General features: G+C 70.6%; 13 protein-coding genes. 4 read left to right on the forward strand and 9 right to left on the reverse strand.

All coding sequences use genetic code 11. The features are described 5' to 3' along the window. Positions 1-69 precede the first annotated feature (69 nt). Positions 70-777 carry a TetR/AcrR family transcriptional regulator gene (locus JHN63_RS06020; protein ID WP_200677637.1) on the forward strand — a complete coding sequence of 236 codons (708 nt, stop codon included), beginning with the start codon at positions 70-72 and terminating at the stop codon, positions 775-777. A gap of 71 nt (positions 778-848) precedes the next feature. On the opposite strand, the gene JHN63_RS06025 is transcribed toward JHN63_RS06020, so the two are convergent. Further along, positions 849-1,748, reverse strand: coding sequence for a LysR family transcriptional regulator ArgP (locus tag JHN63_RS06025; protein WP_200677677.1), 900 nt, complete (start codon positions 1,746-1,748; stop codon positions 849-851). A 68-nt stretch (positions 1,749-1,816) separates the two neighbouring features. Here JHN63_RS06025 and JHN63_RS06030 point away from each other — a divergent pair, with 68 nt between their 5' ends. Then, entirely contained in the window at positions 1,817-2,428 is a 612-nt protein-coding gene (locus JHN63_RS06030) for a LysE/ArgO family amino acid transporter (protein WP_200677638.1), read from the forward strand. A gap of 79 nt (positions 2,429-2,507) precedes the next feature. Beyond that, positions 2,508-3,824, forward strand: coding sequence for an MFS transporter (locus tag JHN63_RS06035; protein WP_200677639.1), 1,317 nt, complete (start codon positions 2,508-2,510; stop codon positions 3,822-3,824). 6 nt (positions 3,825-3,830) lie between these two features. On the opposite strand, the gene JHN63_RS06040 is transcribed toward JHN63_RS06035, so the two are convergent. From JHN63_RS06040 to JHN63_RS06055, 4 genes are all read right to left on the reverse strand, one after another. Continuing rightward, positions 3,831-4,280, reverse strand: a complete 450-nt coding sequence (locus JHN63_RS06040; RefSeq protein WP_200677640.1) for a cyclic nucleotide-binding domain-containing protein — start codon at positions 4,278-4,280, stop codon at positions 3,831-3,833. 250 nt (positions 4,281-4,530) lie between these two features. After that, complete coding sequence (locus JHN63_RS06045) at positions 4,531-4,710, reverse strand: hypothetical protein (RefSeq protein WP_200677641.1); 180 nt, start codon at positions 4,708-4,710, stop codon at positions 4,531-4,533. Positions 4,711-4,738: 28 nt separating this feature from the next. After that, on the reverse strand, positions 4,739-6,988 hold the full coding sequence (locus tag JHN63_RS06050) for an FUSC family protein (RefSeq protein ID WP_307781825.1): 2,250 nt from the start codon (positions 6,986-6,988) through the stop codon (positions 4,739-4,741). A 47-nt stretch (positions 6,989-7,035) separates the two neighbouring features. Further along, positions 7,036-8,412, reverse strand: a complete 1,377-nt coding sequence (locus tag JHN63_RS06055; RefSeq protein ID WP_200677642.1) for an NAD(P)/FAD-dependent oxidoreductase — start codon at positions 8,410-8,412, stop codon at positions 7,036-7,038. 249 nt (positions 8,413-8,661) lie between these two features. On the opposite strand from JHN63_RS06055, the gene JHN63_RS06060 reads away from it, so the two are divergent. Beyond that, complete coding sequence (locus JHN63_RS06060) at positions 8,662-9,486, forward strand: methyltransferase domain-containing protein (protein ID WP_200677643.1); 825 nt, start codon at positions 8,662-8,664, stop codon at positions 9,484-9,486. 16 nt (positions 9,487-9,502) lie between these two features. Here JHN63_RS06060 and JHN63_RS06065 read toward each other — a convergent pair whose 3' ends face one another. From JHN63_RS06065 to treS, 4 genes are all read right to left on the reverse strand, one after another. Then, positions 9,503-11,407, reverse strand: a complete 1,905-nt coding sequence (locus tag JHN63_RS06065; protein ID WP_200677644.1) for a long-chain fatty acid--CoA ligase — start codon at positions 11,405-11,407, stop codon at positions 9,503-9,505. A gap of 153 nt (positions 11,408-11,560) precedes the next feature. Then, the gene (glgB, locus tag JHN63_RS06070; protein ID WP_307781826.1) at positions 11,561-14,323 is read right to left on the reverse strand and encodes a 1,4-alpha-glucan branching enzyme; all 2,763 of its coding nucleotides are present in this window, start codon (positions 14,321-14,323) and stop codon (positions 11,561-11,563) included. Positions 14,324-14,328: 5 nt separating this feature from the next. After that, positions 14,329-15,738, reverse strand: coding sequence for a maltokinase (locus tag JHN63_RS06075; protein WP_200677647.1), 1,410 nt, complete (start codon positions 15,736-15,738; stop codon positions 14,329-14,331). Between the two features lie 46 nt (positions 15,739-15,784). Next, on the reverse strand, positions 15,785-17,485 hold a 1,701-nt coding region (gene treS / locus JHN63_RS06080), incomplete at its 5' end, for a maltose alpha-D-glucosyltransferase (RefSeq protein WP_200677653.1).

A 17,485-nucleotide genomic window follows, 5' to 3' on the forward strand; every position in this document is an offset into this window, starting at 1 on the left:
ACGCCGGTCGTGCGGCTAAGGTCAATGGCGTTGGCATAAGGACACGCGAGGAGACACGAGGAGACCGCGATGCCGAAACCGGTGGTGTCCGAGGAGAAACGACGCAGGCGCCGTCCCACCAAGAGCGGCGCCGTCCTGTCCGAGCAACTGATCGTCGACACGGCCCTGCGCATGCTGCGCGAACACGGCAGCGCGGGCCTGACCGCCCGCCGCCTGGGCCTCGCCCTGGACGCCGACCCCAGCACGCTCTACCGCTACTTCCGCGGCATGGACGAGCTGACCCTGGCCATCGGCGACGCCCTGGTCGGACAGGCGCTGCGGGGCTGGGAGCCGACGGGGGAGTGGCGCACCGACCTGCGCGCGATCGGCCTGCGCATCCACGCGGCGTACGTGGCCCACCCACAGGCGGCCCAGCTCACGGCGAGCCGGGTCACCGGCCGGGCCAACGAACTGGCCGCCGACGAGGCCGTGTTGGACGTCCTGCGCACGGCGGGTTTCCCCCTGCCGGACACCGTGCGGATCTACCACGCGTTCATCGACCAGACCCTGGCCTTCGCCGCCCTCGACGCCGCGTCCCTCGCCCTGCCGAGCGCGTCGCTCCGCGCGGACGAGGCCATGTGGCGCTCGACGTACGCCCGCCTGCCCCGCACCACCCACCCCCGTATCTCCGAGGCGGCTCCCCTCCTGGCGTCCCGCATGGTCGACAGCGCGTATCCGACGGCACTGGAGATGCTGCTGGACAGCGCGGCGGCGCAGTTGAGGGCGGGGCTCCCTTAGCGGCGAGTGCGGGTCGGCAGGAGTCAAGGGGGTCGGCTCGCCACACAGGCAGCACAGCCGGACTCCCGGCCCTAGTCCCGCAACACCCCCGCCGCCACCCTCGCGACCGACTCAGCCACCGCCGCCAGCGCGGGCGAATCCAGCTTCCACTGCTGCCAGTACAGCGGTACGTCGACCGACCGCTCCGGCGCGAAGTTCACCAGCCGCCCCGCGTCCAGCAGTTCGGCGGCCTGCATCTCCGGGACCATGCCCCAGCCCAGTCCGGCGGCGACGGCGGCCACGAAGCCCTCCGAGGTCGGCACGAGATGACGTACCGGACTCGCCCCGCCCTGCCCCCGCCGCAGCCGCCGTACGAAGGAGTCCTGAAAGTCGTCGAGACGGTCGAACGTCACCACCGGTGCTTCCGGCAGCGCGTCCCGCAGTGGGCCGGCGAGGCAGGTCTTCCTGAACTCCGGGCTCGCCACCGGCAGATAGCGCATCCGGCCCAGGGCCCGGACCGAGCAGCCCGGTACCGCGTCCGGTGACGAGGTGACCGCCGCCATGACCAGGCCCTCGCGCAGCAGGGCCGCCGTGTGGTCCTCGTCCTCGCGGCGGAGTTCGAAGCAGACCCGGAGTTCGCGCGGGACCTGGGTGAGCGCGCCCAGGAACCAGGTGGCGAGCGAGTCCGCGTTCACCGCGACCGAGACCCGGGTCGGTTCGCCCGCCTCGCTCATGCCCAACTCGGCGCGTGCGTCCCGTTCCAGGCGGGCCAGTTGGCGGGCGAAGCGCACGACCACCTCGCCGGACTCCGTCGTCCGCACCGGCTTGGTGCGCAACAGCAGGACCCGGCCCGTGCGCTGCTCCAGGGCCTTCACCCGCTGGCTGATCGCCGAGGGCGTCACATGCAGGGCGGTAGCCGCCGCGTCGAACGTGCCCTCGTCCACCACCGCGAGCAGCGTCCGCACCTGGTCGAGAGGCAACTCCGAAACCATCACGAGCGCTAATGTTACGTAAGAATCTTTAGCTGTACTCCCGATGCCGGAGTCCCTAGCGTCGAGGCGTGACCAACGCCCTCTCCGCGGCGGCCGCCGGCTTCGGCACCGGCCTCTCGCTCATCGTCGCCATCGGCGCCCAGAACGCCTTCGTCCTGCGCCAGGGCATCCGCCGCGAGGCGGTCCTCGCCGTGGTCGGCATCTGCGCCCTGTCCGACGCGCTGCTCATCGCGCTGGGCGTCGGCGGAGTCGGCGCGATCGTCGTCGCGTGGCCGGGCGCGCTGAGGGCGGTCGGCCTGATCGGCGGGGCGTTCCTGCTCGTGTACGGCGTGCTCGCCGCCCGCCGGATCTTCCGCCCCGCCGCGCTGAGCACCGAGGGCGAGTCGACCGGCTCGCGCCGCCGGGCCGTCCTCACCTGTCTGGCGATGACCTGGCTGAATCCGCACGTCTACCTGGACACCGTGTTCCTGCTCGGCTCGATCGCCGCCGACCGCGGCCCGCTGCGCTGGACCTTCGGACTCGGCGCCGTGTGTGCCAGCCTGTGCTGGTTCACCGCGCTCGGCTTCGGTGCCCGTCTGCTCAGCCGCTTCCTCGCCAGACCCTCGGCCTGGCGGATCCTGGACGGTCTGGTCGCCGCCACGATGATCGGCCTCGGCGCAACTCTCGTCGCCGGTGCGTGAGATACCGGATGCGGCGGCCACAGCCGGTGCTGCGATAGTGAACCCGGTCGATTAGATGTAGCGAGCAACCAGGAAGCCAGTGGACACCAGCGAGAGCACCGACAGCGGCACCGAACCCGAGGCGGGGACGGAGAAGGACGCAGTGCCCGCCGCCGGCCCCCGGCGCGGCTGGCGCCGCTGGGCGATGGACACCCGCCCGCTGCGCATCCCCGCCTACCGCCGCCTGTGGTCCTCGACCATCGTCACGGCCGTCGGCAGCCAGCTCACCGCCGTCGCCGTACCCAAGCAGATCTACGACATCACCGGCTCCTCCGCCTGGGTCGGCGCCGCCAGCATGGCCGGACTGCTGCCGCTCATCGTGTTCGCGCTGTGGGGCGGCTCGCTCGCCGACAGCATGGACCGCCGCAAACTGCTCCTGATCACCAACAGCGGCATCGCCGTCACCTCGGTGCTGTTCTGGCTCCAGGCCGTCACCGGCCTCGAATCCGTGGCCGCGTTGATGCTGCTGCTCGCGATGCAGCAGGCCTTCTGGGGCCTCAACGCGCCCGCCCGCAACGCCTCCATCGCCCGCCTGGTCCCCGGCGAGCAACTGGCCGCCGCCAACGCGCTGGGCTCGACCGTGATGCAGACCGGCCAGGTCGTCGGACCGCTCCTCGCGGGCGCCCTCATCCCGGTCATCGGCCTGCCCGAGCTGTATCTCATCGACGCGCTGGCCCTGTGCGTCACGCTCTGGGCGGTCGTCCGGCTGCCCTCGCTGCCGCCCCTGGAGTCGGCGACCCCGCGCCGCGCGGGCTGGCGCGAGGTCGCCGCCGGGTTCCGCTACATCGCGCTGCACAAAGTGCTGCTGTTGTCCTTCCTCGCCGACATCATCGCGATGGTCTTCGGCATGCCCCGCGCCCTGTTCCCGCAGCTCGCCGCCCAGACCTACGCGCCCTACGGCGAGGGCCTCGCCCTCGGCATGCTGTTCGCGGCGATCCCCATCGGGGCGGTGGTCGGCGGGCTGTTCTCCGGCACGTTCTCGCGGGCGCGGCGACACGGCTGGATGGTGATCGGCGCGGTCGTCGCCTGGGGCGCGGCCATCACCGGGTTCGGGCTGAGCGGCAATCTGTGGATCGGCGTGGTGTTCCTCGCCGCCGCCGGGGTCGCCGACATGGTCTCCATGGTGTTCCGCGGGGCGATCCTGCTGTCCGCCGCCACCGACGAGATGCGCGGCCGTATGCAGGGCGTCTTCACCGTCGTCGTCGCGGGCGGCCCCCGCCTCGCCGACGTCCTGCACGGCACGGCGGGCTCGGCCTTCGGCCCCCGCACGGCGGTCGCCGGCGGCGGCATCCTGGTCGTGGTCATCATGCTGACCCTCGCCTTCACGGTCCCGGCGCTGCGCCGCTACCGCATCTGAGCGGGCTCAGACGGGCCGATGGATCGCGTAGTGCTCCATCAGCTTGCTCCGGGTCAGCTCCAGCCGGTGCGCGAGGATCTCCGCGACGATCCGCACCAGGGAGAGCCCGAGCAGCGGATCCTCCACGCACAGCGCGAGCACGGCCGCCGCGTCGAACTCGTAGGCCCGCACCGCGCTGAACGCCTCCGCGCCGAAATCCCAGGTGTACGGCGGGAACAGCCACGACCAGCCGAGCAGATCGCCGGCGCCGAGACTGGCCACGGTGACCCGCTGCTGCGGGGTGACCTGCTGGTCGAGCGAGACGGCGCCGGAGCGGACGACCCAGAAGCGGTCGGCCGTGCCGCCCGCGTCGAAGATCCTGGAGTCCTCGGCGAACGAGACCTCGTGCGCGAGTTCCATCAGCCGTTCGCGCTGGGCCTGGGGCAGGGCGGTCAGCAGTTTTATCGCTTGGGTCATGGCACAGGGCTCCTCGCCGGCAGCGGATCCGGAATTCTCCCTACGCCCATTTCAGCCGCTGTCGACGTCCCGGGCACCTCGGGGGACGGAATCAGGGCATGAAAAAGCCCTGGCTGGACGGGGGAGACCAGCCAGGGCCGTTGAGCGGTGGCCTGGAGGACGGTCGAGTCGACTCCGTGACCACGTATGAATGAACCGTAAACCATCCACGGGCATTTCGTACCCAGCTCAACCGGTCGCGTGACCGGTTTCACTTCTGGGCATGCCGGCCGGGGGCCACGATCTCGTCCAGCACCCGCAGCACGACCTCGTAGGCCACCTCCCGTACGGGGTCGCCCTGCTCCGACCACGTGTGTGCCTCCTGGGCGGCGAAGGCCCGGGCCCGCTGGATGCGCCGCAACAGTTCGCCGGAGTCCACGACATCAGTCATGTCCATCACCTACCCCGGTGCGCGGATTTCACTTCGCCGGGACCGCGACCGGCACGTCGAGCGGCCGGGCCAGGCCGACCACGGCCTCGTCCAGGCGCTGCAGATGCCGTAGCACGCGGTCGGTGACCCGTCCGTAGCGCGGGGTGCCCGGCGTCCCGGGCCGCAGCAGGGACGCGATGCTCGGACCGGTCTCGATCTCGCCGGCACGGTCCTCGTCCCCTTCGGCGACGTGCGCGCCGATCACCCCGATGTTGTGCACGATCCGCCGCCCCGCCTCCCGCAGTCGCGGATCGGCCGCTATCGACGGATGCGTCGGCAGCAGCTCGGCGGTCGCCGCCAGATACCGCGCGTGATAGGCGCATGTCTCCAACAGCGCGACCACGTACCGGGCCGTGTCCCGGCGTGCCCGCAACGGCGTGATCGGATGGGTCAGCGGCTGCGTGGAGGCGCTCAGATCGGCCAGCGCCTGGTCCAAGTCCCGTGCCTTGTCGAGCAGTTCGGCCGCGGCCCCACCGCTGAGCTGGTCGACGGCGGCCCCGGTGACATCCGTGAGCCGGTCCAGCACGGTGCCGAGCAGTTCGTTCGTACGGCGGTCCGTGTGCACCGGCAGCACCAGCGCCGCCGCGACCACCCCGCAGGCCGCGCCGAGCGCCGTCTCCTCGATCCGCAGCACCAGCACCGACGCGCTGTAGGTGTGCAGCAAGGTGTAGAGCAGACCCAGCATCGCGGTGACGAAGAAGGACATCAGGGTGTACGACAGCGGTGCCGTGTAGAACATCGCGAAGATGAACAGCAGTACCAGCGCGAACGCGGTCCACGTGTGATGCCCGACCAGGCCCGCGAGACCGATACCGGCGACCACACCGAGGACCGTGCCCAGCAGCCGCCGGTAGCCCTTGACGAGGATCTCGCCCGTGGACGAGGTGTTCAGGAACACGATCCAGCAGGTCAGCACCGCCCAGTACCAGCGCTGGCTGGACAGGAACTCACCGCCGATGATCGCCAGCGACGACCCCACCGCCACCTGCACGGCCGCCCGGGTCGTCGGCCGCCGCAGCCCGGTGCGCTCCGCGTCCTCGGCCTCCTCGCTGCCCGCGATGGAGACGTCCTCCGCGTCCAGCTCCTCACGCGAGCGGGTCGTCGCGGGCGTGTCCTCCGACTCGTCCTGCGGCCCGTCCACGGCGATCCGCAGCCCCAGCACCGCACGCCCGGCCTCACCGATGCCCCGGAACACGTCCTGCACGGCGTCCGAGGCGGGCGGCAGGTTCTCCTCCTCGCGATAGCCCAGCAGCCGGTTGCGCACATGGGCCAGCGCGGTGCCCGAGTCGGTGCCCGACGGCCGCAGCACGAGCAGGCGCAGCGCCTCCAGATCGCGCCGCAGCGTGTCGGTCGACTCGTCCCGCACCGGCAGCCGGTCGGCCGACGGGACGGGCGCGCCCGGCAGATGCAGGGTCAGCGTGTGACCCCGCTCGGCGCTGCGCGCGGTCAGCAGGAGCAGCCCCAGGCGCTCGGCCGCGACCTCGGCGTCCGCGATCCGGCGCTGCACCAGCCGCGCCACCGTCTCGTCGGAGGTCCCGTCCTCCAGCCGTCCCTGGATCAGCAGTGCCGTCTCGTGCAGCCGCGCGGTGCCCTCCCGTACGTCGGTGAGGGCCTTCTCCATGTCGTCGGGACCGGCGTCGAGCAACGCGAGCTGCGCGGTGACCAGTTGCGCGAACCGCGCCCGAAACGCCCGCCGCAGCCGGTCCAGCGTCCCCGTGGGCGTCTCCGGCACCAGCGCGAACCGCACCAGCGCACTGCACACGAAGGCCACGCCGATCACGCCGTACAGCCGGGGCAGCGCGGAGACGGTCGCGCCGATGAACAGGGACAGGAAGTAGATCTGGAAGCCGATCAGGCCGAGCGCGGTGCCGCGGTCGCCGAAGCGGCGGCTGTAGACCGCGCCGAAGATCAGCAGGACGAAGAAGACGTCACCGGCGACCACCCGGGAGTTCAGCAGCGCGCTCAGCGACACCGAGGCCAGCGCCACCGGCAGCCCCAGCGCGAGCGTCACGGCCTGCCGCGCGCGCTGCTTCTCGCGGATCGCGAATGTCGAGACCATCGCCGACATCGCCCCGGCCACCAGATGCGGCACCGAGACATCGAGCAGGGAGAGCACGGCCAGCGTGAGCGCGATCGAGGCCACCGTCCGCAACCCGGCCGTCAGCCGCAGCAGTCCGGGATCGGACGCCGCGACGCGATCCCACACCCGTGCCCACGCCGCCCGTCCCGCTGCCCTCACGCCGCCGTACTCTCCCAGGGTTCATCTCAAGATCCGTACCACCGATGCTACGGCTCCTGGGTGCCGGCCCCTTCGACGCGGTCCCGTACCTGTTCCGCGGAGAGGTACGAGTCGGTGTACTCGAAGTCCTTCAGCGTGGCCGGTTTGCGGGCCTGGAAGCCGGTGCGCACGAAGTCGTCGCCGGCCAGCGCGTTCAACGTCCAGTTCGTCGCGACCCGGACCTTGGCGACGTTCGTGCGCAGCGCCGACCAGTGATAGCCGCGGGCCACGACCTGGGCGGGCAGACCGCGCAGTTCGATGCCGAGCGGCTTGGACACCGCGTCCTTGCCGCCGAGGTCGACGACGAGCCCGAGGTCCTTGTGCACGTAACTCTTCAACGGCTGGTTGCGCAGGGTCGCGATCACGTTGTCGGCGACGACCTTGCCCTGCCGCATGGCGTGCTGCGCGGTCGGCGGGCAGATCGCGCCGTCCCCGCCCTTGGCCTCGTCCGGCACCGCGCCGGCGTCACCGAGCGCGAAGACCCCGTCGTGACCGGGCAGGTTCATGTCGGAGGTGACCGCGAGCCGCCCGCGAATCGTTTCCGCACCGAGCGTGGCGATCAGCGGGCTGGCGACCACACCGGCCGTCCAGATGAGGGTCCGGGTGGGCACCACGCGCCCGTCGGTGAAGGTGACCTCCTCCGGTCCCGCCTTGGCGATCGAGACACCCAGGGAGATGTCGATACCGCGCCGGGTCAGGATCTGCTGCGCGCTCTTGCCGAGCTTGTCGCCCAGCTCGGGCATCAGCTTCGGCGCGATGTCGATGAGGTGCCACTTGATCAGACCCGGGTCGATGCGCGGGTAGCGCTTGACGGCGGCGTGCGTCAGCTTCTGCAGACAGGCGGCCGTCTCGGTACCGGCGTACCCGCCGCCCACCACCACGAACTGGAGACGCGACGCCTTCTCCGCCGGGTCGTCGCTCGCGTCCGCGAGGTCGAGCTGGGTGATCACGTGGTCGCGGATGTAGGCGGCCTCGGCCAGGGTCTTCATCCCGAAGGCGTGATCGGTCAGCCCCGGGATGTCGAAGGTACGGGTGATGCTGCCGGGGGAGAGCACGATGTAGTCGTAGGGCTCGTTGACGATCTCGTCGTTGATCGTGCGGATCACACAGACCTTGGCCTTGATGTCCACACCGATCGCACCGCCCGGGATGATCCGCGTGCGGTACTTGCTGCTGCGGCGCAGCGAGACGGCGATCGACTGCGGGGTCAGGACGCCGGAGGCGACCTGGGGCAGCAGGGGCAGATAGAGCTGGTAGGAGAACGGCGTCACCAGCGTGACGTCGGCCTCCTCACGGGTCAGTTTCCTCTCCAGACGGCGAACGCACTCCACTCCTGCGAAGCCTGCGCCAACCACCAGGATCCTCGGTCGTGTCACGGTGTTCATCCCTTCTGCGGCTCCAGGCGGTCTGCCTCGACGCCGTACGCCTGCCCTGGATCGCTGCCTCGCACCACCATCGATCCCACCGTGCCCGAAGCCGTCCCGCCAGTTGAGCGCGGCAGGCAGACGCACACGCGGAGCACCAGCATGCCCCGCCGACGGCCTCCGTACGCCGCGGACACATGAACAAATGGCGTACCCGAACGACCTTTGAACGATCCGACGACGATCGGTCCGGACCGTAGAGTGCACGCCATGTCGCACACTCAGCCCGATCCGGGGTCGGGCTTCCGCACCCAGAACATCGACGCCGGCAACGTGACGCGCCTGGTGGCCGCGCTCGACATCCAAGAAGCCAATCCCGGCGTACGACGACTGCGCGCATGGGCGCACGAGGCACTCGCCCCGCGCAGCGGGGAGGACGCCCTCGACATCGGGGCCGGTACCGGCTCCACGACCCGCGAACTGGCCGAGGCGGTCGGTCCGAGCGGCTCGGCGCTCGGCGTCGACCCCAATCCCGGGCTGCGCGCGATCGCCGAGGAACGGGCCGCGGAGGCCGGCAGCCCGGCCCGCTTCACGGACGGCGACGCGCTGTCCCTGCCCGTGTCCGACGCCTCCGTGGACGTCGTCTGGTGCGAACGGGTGCTCCAGCACCTCGCCGAACCGGACAAGGCGGTCGCCGAGATGGCCCGCGTACTGCGCCCCGGCGGCCGCGTGGCCCTGCTCGACACCGACTGGGCGACCACGATCCTGCACCCGGGGGACCCCGAGATCACGGCCGCGTTCACCTCCGGCGCGCTCACCGGGGCGGCCAATCCCTACTCGGGACGCCGGCTCGTCGGCCAGCTCAGCGGGGCCGGGTTCGTCGTCGACGACCGCGGTTCGCAGGCGCTGCTCCAGGACCACCGCTCGGTGGCGTGGCCGCTGATCCGCATGCTCGGCGAGTCCGCGGTGCGCCGCGGCGCGTTGACCGAGGCCCAGCGCGACCGCGCCTACGCCGACCTCTCCGAGGCTGCCGAGCGTGGCGCCCTGCACATGTCCGTCACGATGTTCGCGGTCGTCGCCCACCGGCCGGAGTGACATCCGGCCGGTGACCTCACCGGAACACGTTGTCCGCGTCGTCCCACCCGGAGAGCTGTTCCTCCGCCGACTGCTGCGGGGCACGCGCGCGTGCCTGGTACATCGCGTCGATCTCGAACGCGTAGTGCCGCACGATCGCGTCCCTGCGCAGCTTCATCGACGGCGTCAGCAGCCCGCCCGCGACGTCGAACGGCTGCGGGAGCACCCGGAACACCCGGATCGACTCGGCGCGCCCCACAGGGCTGTTGGCGGCCGCCACGGCCCGCGTGATCTCCTCCCGCAGCGCGTTCTCCTCCCGCGCCTCCCGGCCCCGCGCGTCGCTCTGGAGCGCAAGACCGGCCCGCCAGTGCGCCACGAACTCCGGGTCCAGCGTGAGCAGCGCCCCCACACAGGGACGGTCGTCGCCGACGACCACCGCCTGATGGATCAGCGGATGCATCCGCAGCCGGTTCTCCAGCGCGGCGGGCGCGACGCTCTTGCCGCTGCTGGTGATGATGATGTCCTTCTTGCGGCCTGTGATCGTCAAGTACCCCTCGGTGTCCAGCCGCCCGATGTCCCCGGTGGCCAGCCAGCCCGCGTTGAGCGCCGTCCGGGTCGCCCGCTCGTCGTTGATGTAGCCCTGGAACACCGACGGGCCGTGCACCAGGATCTCCCCGTCCTCGGCGACCCGGATCTCCGTGCCCGGCAGCGCCTGCCCCACCGTGCCGATCTTCTCCCGGCCCAGCGGCTGCATCGTGATCCCGCCGGCGGTCTCCGTGAGGCCGTAGCCGTCGTGCACGAGGATGCCGATACCCGAGTAGAACAAGGACAGTTCACGGTTCAGGGGCGAGCCGCCCGACGTGGCGCGGACCACCCGGCCGCCCAGCCCGGCGCGCAGCTTGCGGTACACCGTCCGCTCGAACAGGGCGTGTTGGAGCCGCAGGTCGAAGCTGGGGCCCGAACCCCGGCCGAGTCTCTGCCGCTCCTCGGCCGTGGCGAACTCCCGCGCGGTCGAGGCGGCGCGCTCGAACAGGGCGCCCCGGCCGAGCTGTTGGGCCGTACGGAGAAAGTTCTTGTAGATCTTCTCGAAGATGGACGGCACGGCGTACAGATAGGTGGGCCGGAAGGTGCGCAGCGCCGACACCAGCGCCGCCTCCGTCATCTCCGGCTCGTGGGCCATCAGCCAGCCGCCGCGCATGCACAGCCCCTGGATCATCAGGCCGTAAACGTGGGAGAAGGGCAGGAAGGCCAGGACGGCCGGCTGTTCCCCGGGCGGCGCCGCCGTGTGCGACCAGCCCGCGAGCAGCGTGTCGCAGGGGCTGGCGAGGCTGCGGTGGCTCAGCGCGCAGCCCATGGGGCGGCCCGAGGTGCCCGAGGTGTAGGCGATGACCGCGGTCGAGTCCGGCATCACGATCCGGCGCAGCGAGTCCACCGTGGTCTGGGGTATGTACGTGCCCCGCTCGACGATCTGGGCCAGGGCTCCGGCGTCCAACTGCCAGACGTGCCGCAGCAGCGGCAGCGCGGCACACACCGTGCCGACGGTCATGATGCCCTGCTCGTCCTCCACGACCACGGCCACACAGTTGGCGTCCCGCAGGATCCACTCGACCTGCTCCCGCGAGGACGTCGGATGCACCGGCACGACCTCGGCGCCGACCGCCCACAGGGCGTGGCTGAGCACCGTCCACTCGTACCGGGTGCGGGCCATGATCGCGACCCGGCTGCCCGGTGAGATCCCGGAGGCGATCAACCCCTTGGCCAGATCGACGACTTCGTCCCGCACCTCTACGGCGCTGACCTCCTCCCACACCTCGGAGGACGGGTCGGACCGGCGCGCGATCAGGGGAAGGGTGGGATTGAGGACCGCGGTCTCGAAGATGCTGTCGGCGAGGCCGCCGTTCAGGGTGGAGGTGGGGGGTGGAGCGACGGCGAAGTCGCGCATGCGCTGCTCCTGGGTTGTACGGGGCGTGACTTGGCCGATCATTACTGTTATCGACGGTGCTCGAATGTAGCCCAGGAGTGAGCGTTTGGTGAGGGGAACCAGGAATAGCCCGTACGGAGTTTGTGATTTCGGCGGTTCGGGCGCCGGAGGATGTCACCCGGGCGTCAACCACACCGTCCCGAGGGGCGGGAGAGTGAGCCGGATATGGCCTTCCCCCGGTTTGACCGGGTCGGGGTTGGTGACGTCGCCGCCGCCGTAGACGGCCCGGTCCGTGTTGAGGGTCTCCCGCCAGGCGGGGATGTCGTCCGGGACACCGAGGCGGTAGTCGTGGCGGACGACAGGGGAGAAGTTGCTGACGGCGAGAAGAGGGGAGCCGGCGGCGTCGTAGCGGAGGAAGGCGAAGACGTTGTCCTCGGCCGCGTCGCCCATCACCCAGCGGAAGCCACCGGGGTCGGTGTCTCGCTGCCACAGGGCGGGGGTCGCGCGGTAGACCGTGTTGAGGTCGCGGACGAGGTGCTGGACGCCCCGGTGGTCGGGTGCGGCGCCGTAGGCCGGGTCGAGGAGCCACCAGTCGGGACCGTGGGACTCCGACCATTCGGCGCCCTGGGCGAACTCCTGCCCCATGAAGAGGAGTTGCTTCCCGGGGTGCGCCCACATGAAGGCGAGATACGCCCGGTGGTCGGCGCGCTGCTGCCACCAGTCGCCCGGCATCTTCGACACCAACGACCGCTTCCCGTGGACGACTTCGTCGTGCGAGATCGGCAGGACGTAGTTCTCGCTGTACGCGTACACCATGGAGAACGTCATCTCGTGGTGGTGGAACTTCCGGTGCACGGACTCGTGTGCCATGTAGCCCAGCGAGTCGTGCATCCAGCCCATGTTCCACTTCAGCCCGAACCCGAGCCCGCCGGTGTCGGTCGGCCGCGTCACCCCGTCCCAGGCGGTGGACTCCTCGGCGATGGTCACGACACCGGGCACCCTGCGGTACACGGTCGCGTTCATCTCCTGGAGGAAGGCGACGGCGTCCAGGTCCTCGCGCCCGCCATGGACGTTGGGGGTCCACTGGCCCGAGTCGCGTGAGTAGTCGAGGTAGAGCATCGAGGCGACCGCGTCCACGCGCAGGCCGTCGATGTGGAACTCCTGGCACCAGTAGACGGCGTTCGCCACAAGAAAGTTGCGTACCTCGGTCCGCCCGAGGTCGAACTCGTACGTCCCCCAGTCCGGATGCTCGGCCCGCCGCGCGTCCCCGGGCTCGTAGAGCGGCTCCCCGTCGAACCGGGCCAACGCCCAGTCGTCCTTGGGGAAATGCGCCGGAACCCAGTCCATGATCACGCCGATGCCGGCCTGGTGCAGGGCGTCGACGAGGAACTTGAAGTCGTCGGGGGTGCCGAGGCGGGAGGTCGGGGCGTAGAAGCCGGTGACCTGGTAGCCCCAGGAACCGCCGAACGGATGCTCGGCGACCGGCATGAACTCGACGTGGGTGAAGCCGAGTTCGTTCACATAGTCCGGAAGCTCGACGGCGAGCTGACGGTACGTCAAGCCGGGTCGCCAGGAGGCGAGATGCACCTCGTACACGGAGAACGGCGCTTCGTGGACCGGGGTTCCGGTCCGTCGCGCGAGCCAGTCCTCGTCGCCCCAGGTGTAGTGCGAGGCCGTCACGATCGACGCGGTGGCGGGCGGCACCTCCGTACGGCGAGCCATCGGGTCGGCCTTGAGGAAACGCTCCCCGTGCCGGGAGGTGATCTCGAACTTATAGCGGGCACCTTCACCCACACCCGGCAGGAACAGCTCCCAGACGCCGGTGGACCCGAGCGACCGCATGGGGAAGGCGGTCCCGTCCCAGGAACTGAAGTCCCCGGCGACACGCACCCCTTGGGCATTCGGCGCCCACACGCTGAAGCGGGTCCCGGTCACCCCACGGTGTGTCATCGGCTCCGCCCCGAGCGCCTTCCACAACTCCTCGTGCCGCCCCTCCTTGATGAGGTGCAGGTCCAACTCTCCGAGAGCGGGCAGGAACCCGTACGGGTCGTGGACCTCGTGCTCCTCACCCTCCGCGTACGACACGAGCAACGTGTACGCGGGCGGCGCGTCGAGCGGGAGCACCCCGGAGAAGAGCCCGTCCCCGTCCGAGACGAGCGGGTTGCGCGTTTCACCGATCACGACGCTCACGGCACGGGCGTACGGCCGCAGAGTCCGGAAGGCGATCCCACCCGGCACGGGATGCGCCCCGAGCAAGGCGTGCGGGTCGTGGTGGGCGCCGGTGAGCAGGCGGTGGCGGTCGGTTGGGTCCAGGTGGGCGGTTGCGCCGGTCAAGGGGGTCGGAACGGTTGTGGAGGGGGTTTTGGTGAGGGACTCGGGGCCTCGGGGGGTGGCGCTGGACGAGCGGTTCGTCTTGGGTGCGCCGGTGGTGGTCCGGTCGGTGGGTTCCGGTGCGGCGGGCAGGTCCGGGTGGGCGGTGTTCGGTGCGTGGGTCGCGGTCGGGCGGTCCGCTTCCGGTGCGCCGGGCGGGGGCGGGTCGCTGGCTTCGGGTGTGCTGGTCGCGGTTGGGCCGCCGGGTTCCGGTGTCGTGGACGCGGTGGGTTCGAGTGCTTCTGGACCGGCGGCCGCAGCCGAGCTGCTTGTCTCCGGTATTGCGGTCGCGACCCCGTCCCGGGTCTCCGGTGCGTAAGGCAGGCTCGGATCGCCGGTCTTCAGTACGCGCATCGCGGTCCGGTCGCCGGTGTTCGGTGCGCCGGCCGCGGTCGGGCCGCAGGACTCCGGGGTGGCGGACGCAGTCGAATTTCCCGTCTCCGGGGTGGCTGCCGCCGACGGGCCGTTCGTCTCCGGGCCGGTGGTCGTTGACGGACCGCCTGTCCCCGGGCCGGTGGCCTTTGACGGACCGCCCGTCTCCTGAGGTGAAGTGTCGCGCAGGGCCACGGAGTTCAGCCTCCTCGGACGGCGAGACGTTCGATCGCCGCCATGGGTACGGGAAGCCAGTCCGGACGGTGTCTGGCCTCGTACAGCACTTCATACACGGCGCGGTCCGTCTCGTACGCGCGCAGCAGGGCGTGCTTGGTGCGGGGGTCCCAGCCGGCCCGGGCCGCGTAGCCCGCGCAGTAGGCCTCCCGGCAGCGGCGGGCCCACTCCGGGCGCCAGGGGCGGCGCTGCCGGGCCGCGTAGTCGAAGGAGCGCAGCATGCCGGCGATGTCCCGCACCGGGGACTGCGCGCTGCGCCGCTCGGCCAACGGCCTGGACGGTTCGCCCTCGAAGTCGATGACGAACCAGTCGCGGTCGGCCCGCAACACCTGACCGAGATGAAGGTCGCCGTGGATGCGCTGGGCGGGCGGCCCCGCATCCCGGCCGACGAGCGCGCCGAACGCCGTCCGCAGCCCCGGTACGAACGGCCGTAGCGCGGGCACGGAGTGCGCGGCGGCCTCCAGCCGCTCGGTCATCGCAGTGGCAGTGGCCATGGCTGTGGCAGTCGCCGTCTTCGCCTTTGCCTCCGTACACGCGTTCTCGGCTGCGCGCCCGCCGCCCGACGGAAACGCCGTCGCCAGCGCGAGATGGATCTCGGCGGTGGCCTGCCCCAACTCATAGGCCTCGGTGGTGAATTCGTCGCCCGCGGCGAGCGCGCGCAGCGCGAGCGCCCAGCCGTCGGAGGCGTCCGGCAGGAACGGCTGGAGCACACCGAGCGTCGCGGCCCGCGGCTCGGCCGTCCGGAACCACGCCACCGGCGCCGGTACCCGCGTACAGCCCTGCGCGGCCAGCGCCCCCGGCAGTTCCAGATCCGGATTGACGCCGGGCTGGATGCGCCGGAACACCTTCAGGATGAACCGATCGCCGTACACCAGCGAGGAGTTGGACTGCTCGGCGTCCAGCAGCCGGGGCGCGAGACCGGCGGGCACCGACATCGACGGGTCCGCCTCGAAGTGCAGGGGACCCGCCGTACCGGGATGCCGCAGCCGCTCCAGCAGCAACTCCGCCGACCGAGGATCCTGAAGCGCGTCGTAGACCGCGAGACCGGCCAACTGACCTTCCTGCACACGGCCGATGTAGGCCCTGGCGAGGCGCGGTGAGACGTACTCCCTTGCGCCGAGCAGGAGTTGGTAGCAGTCACCGGGTGGGGGAGTGTCACCCGGAGCCGGAACCCCGGTGGGGGAGGCGTGGACCAGCACATGAAGACAGCCCGGGAAGAGCTCGGTGGTGGACAGCACATCGAGGTCCGCCACCGGCCGGTCCTTGCCGGCGAACCAGCGCTGCCCGGGCAGCCATGCGCGCAGCAGCCCGGCGAGTGTGGCCGGAGGCCGGTCGACGCCAGGGCTGCTCGGTCGGAAGGGTGCGGTCTTCGGCATGGTGACGCGTCCTTTCGCGGGCACATCCTCAAACGCGGGCACATCCTCAAACTCGTCGGCCGACGCGGGGAGCGGCTCGCGAGAGTCGGAACCAGTAGAAGCCGTGCCCCGCCAGCGTCAGCAGATACGGCAGCTCACCGATGGCAGGAAAACGCACCCCGCCGATCAGCTCCACGGGATGCCGGCCGTCGAACTCCCGCAGATCGAGCATCGTGGGCTGCGCGAACCGCGAGAAGTTGTGCACACACAGGACGAGATCGTCCTCGTACTCGCGCAGGAACGCGATCACCGCCGGGTTCGACGACTGAAGCTCCGTGTACGAGCCGAGGCCGAACGCCAGGTTCTGCTTACGGATCTCGATCATGCGGCGGGTCCAGTGGAGCAGCGAGGAGGGCGACGACATCGATGCCTCGACGTTGGTGACCTGGTAGCCGTAGACGGGGTCCATGATGGTCGGCAACGTCAGCCGCCCGGGGTCGCAGGACGAGAAGCCCGCGTTCCGGTCGGGGGTCCACTGCATCGGTGTGCGCACGGCGTCGCGGTCGCCGAGCCAGATGTTGTCGCCCATGCCGATCTCGTCGCCGTAGTAGAGGATCGGCGAGCCGGGCAGTGACAGCAGCAGGGCGGTGAACAGCTCGATCTGGTTGCGGTCGTTGTCCAGGAGCGGGGCCAGGCGCCTTCGGATGCCGATGTTGGCGCGCATGCGGGGGTCCTTGGCGTACTCGGCCCACATGTAGTCGCGTTCCTCGTCGGTGACCATCTCCAGGGTCAGCTCGTCGTGGTTGCGCAGGAAGATGCCCCACTGACAGCCGGACGGGATCGCGGGCGTCTTCGCGAGGATCTCCGAGACGGGATAGCGGGACTCCCGTCGTACCGCCATGAAGATGCGCGGCATCACCGGGAAGTGGAACGCCATGTGGCATTCGTCGCCGCCGCTCTGGAAGTCGCCGAAGTAGTCGACGACGTCCTCGGGCCACTGGTTCGCCTCCGCCAGCACCACGGTGTCGGGGTACTGCGCGTCGATCTCCTTGCGCACCCGGCGGAGGAACTCATGGGTTGCCGGAAGGTTTTCGCAGTTGGTGCCCTCGGCCGCGAACAGGTACGGCACGGCGTCCAGCCGGAAGCCGTCGATGCCCAGGTCGAGCCAGAACTTCAGCGCCGAGATGATCTCTTCCTGGACGGCCGGGTTCTCGTAGTTGAGGTCCGGCTGGTGGGAGAAGAAGCGGTGCCAGAAGTACTGCTGGCGGACGGGGTCGAAGGTCCAGTTGGAGGCTTCGGTGTCGACGAAGATGATGCGGGCGTCGGGGTACTGCTTGTCGTCGTCGGCCCACATGTAGTAGTCGCCGTAGGGGCCGTCGGGGTCTCTGCGGGATTCCTGGAACCACGGGTGCTGGTCGCTGGTGTGGTTCATGACGAAGTCGATGATGACGCGCATGCCGCGCTGGTGGGCGGAGTCGACGAACTCGACGAAGTCGGCGAGGTCGCCGAATTCGGGGAGGACGGCGGTGTAGTCGGAGACGTCGTAACCGCCGTCCCGCAGGGGGGACTTGAAGAAGGGCGGGAGCCAGAGGCAGTCGACGCCGAGCCACTGGAGGTAGTCGAGTTTGGCGGTGATGCCCTTGAGGTCACCGATGCCGTCGCCGTTGCTGTCCTGGAAGGAGCGGACCAGGACCTCGTAGAAGACGGCGCGTTTGAACCACTCGGGGTCCCGGTCCTTGGCGGGAGTGTCCTCGAAGGTGTCCGTGTC

The sequence above is a fragment of the Streptomyces sp. MBT65 genome (genome assembly GCF_016612545.1).
Classification (GTDB): domain Bacteria; phylum Actinomycetota; class Actinomycetes; order Streptomycetales; family Streptomycetaceae; genus Streptomyces.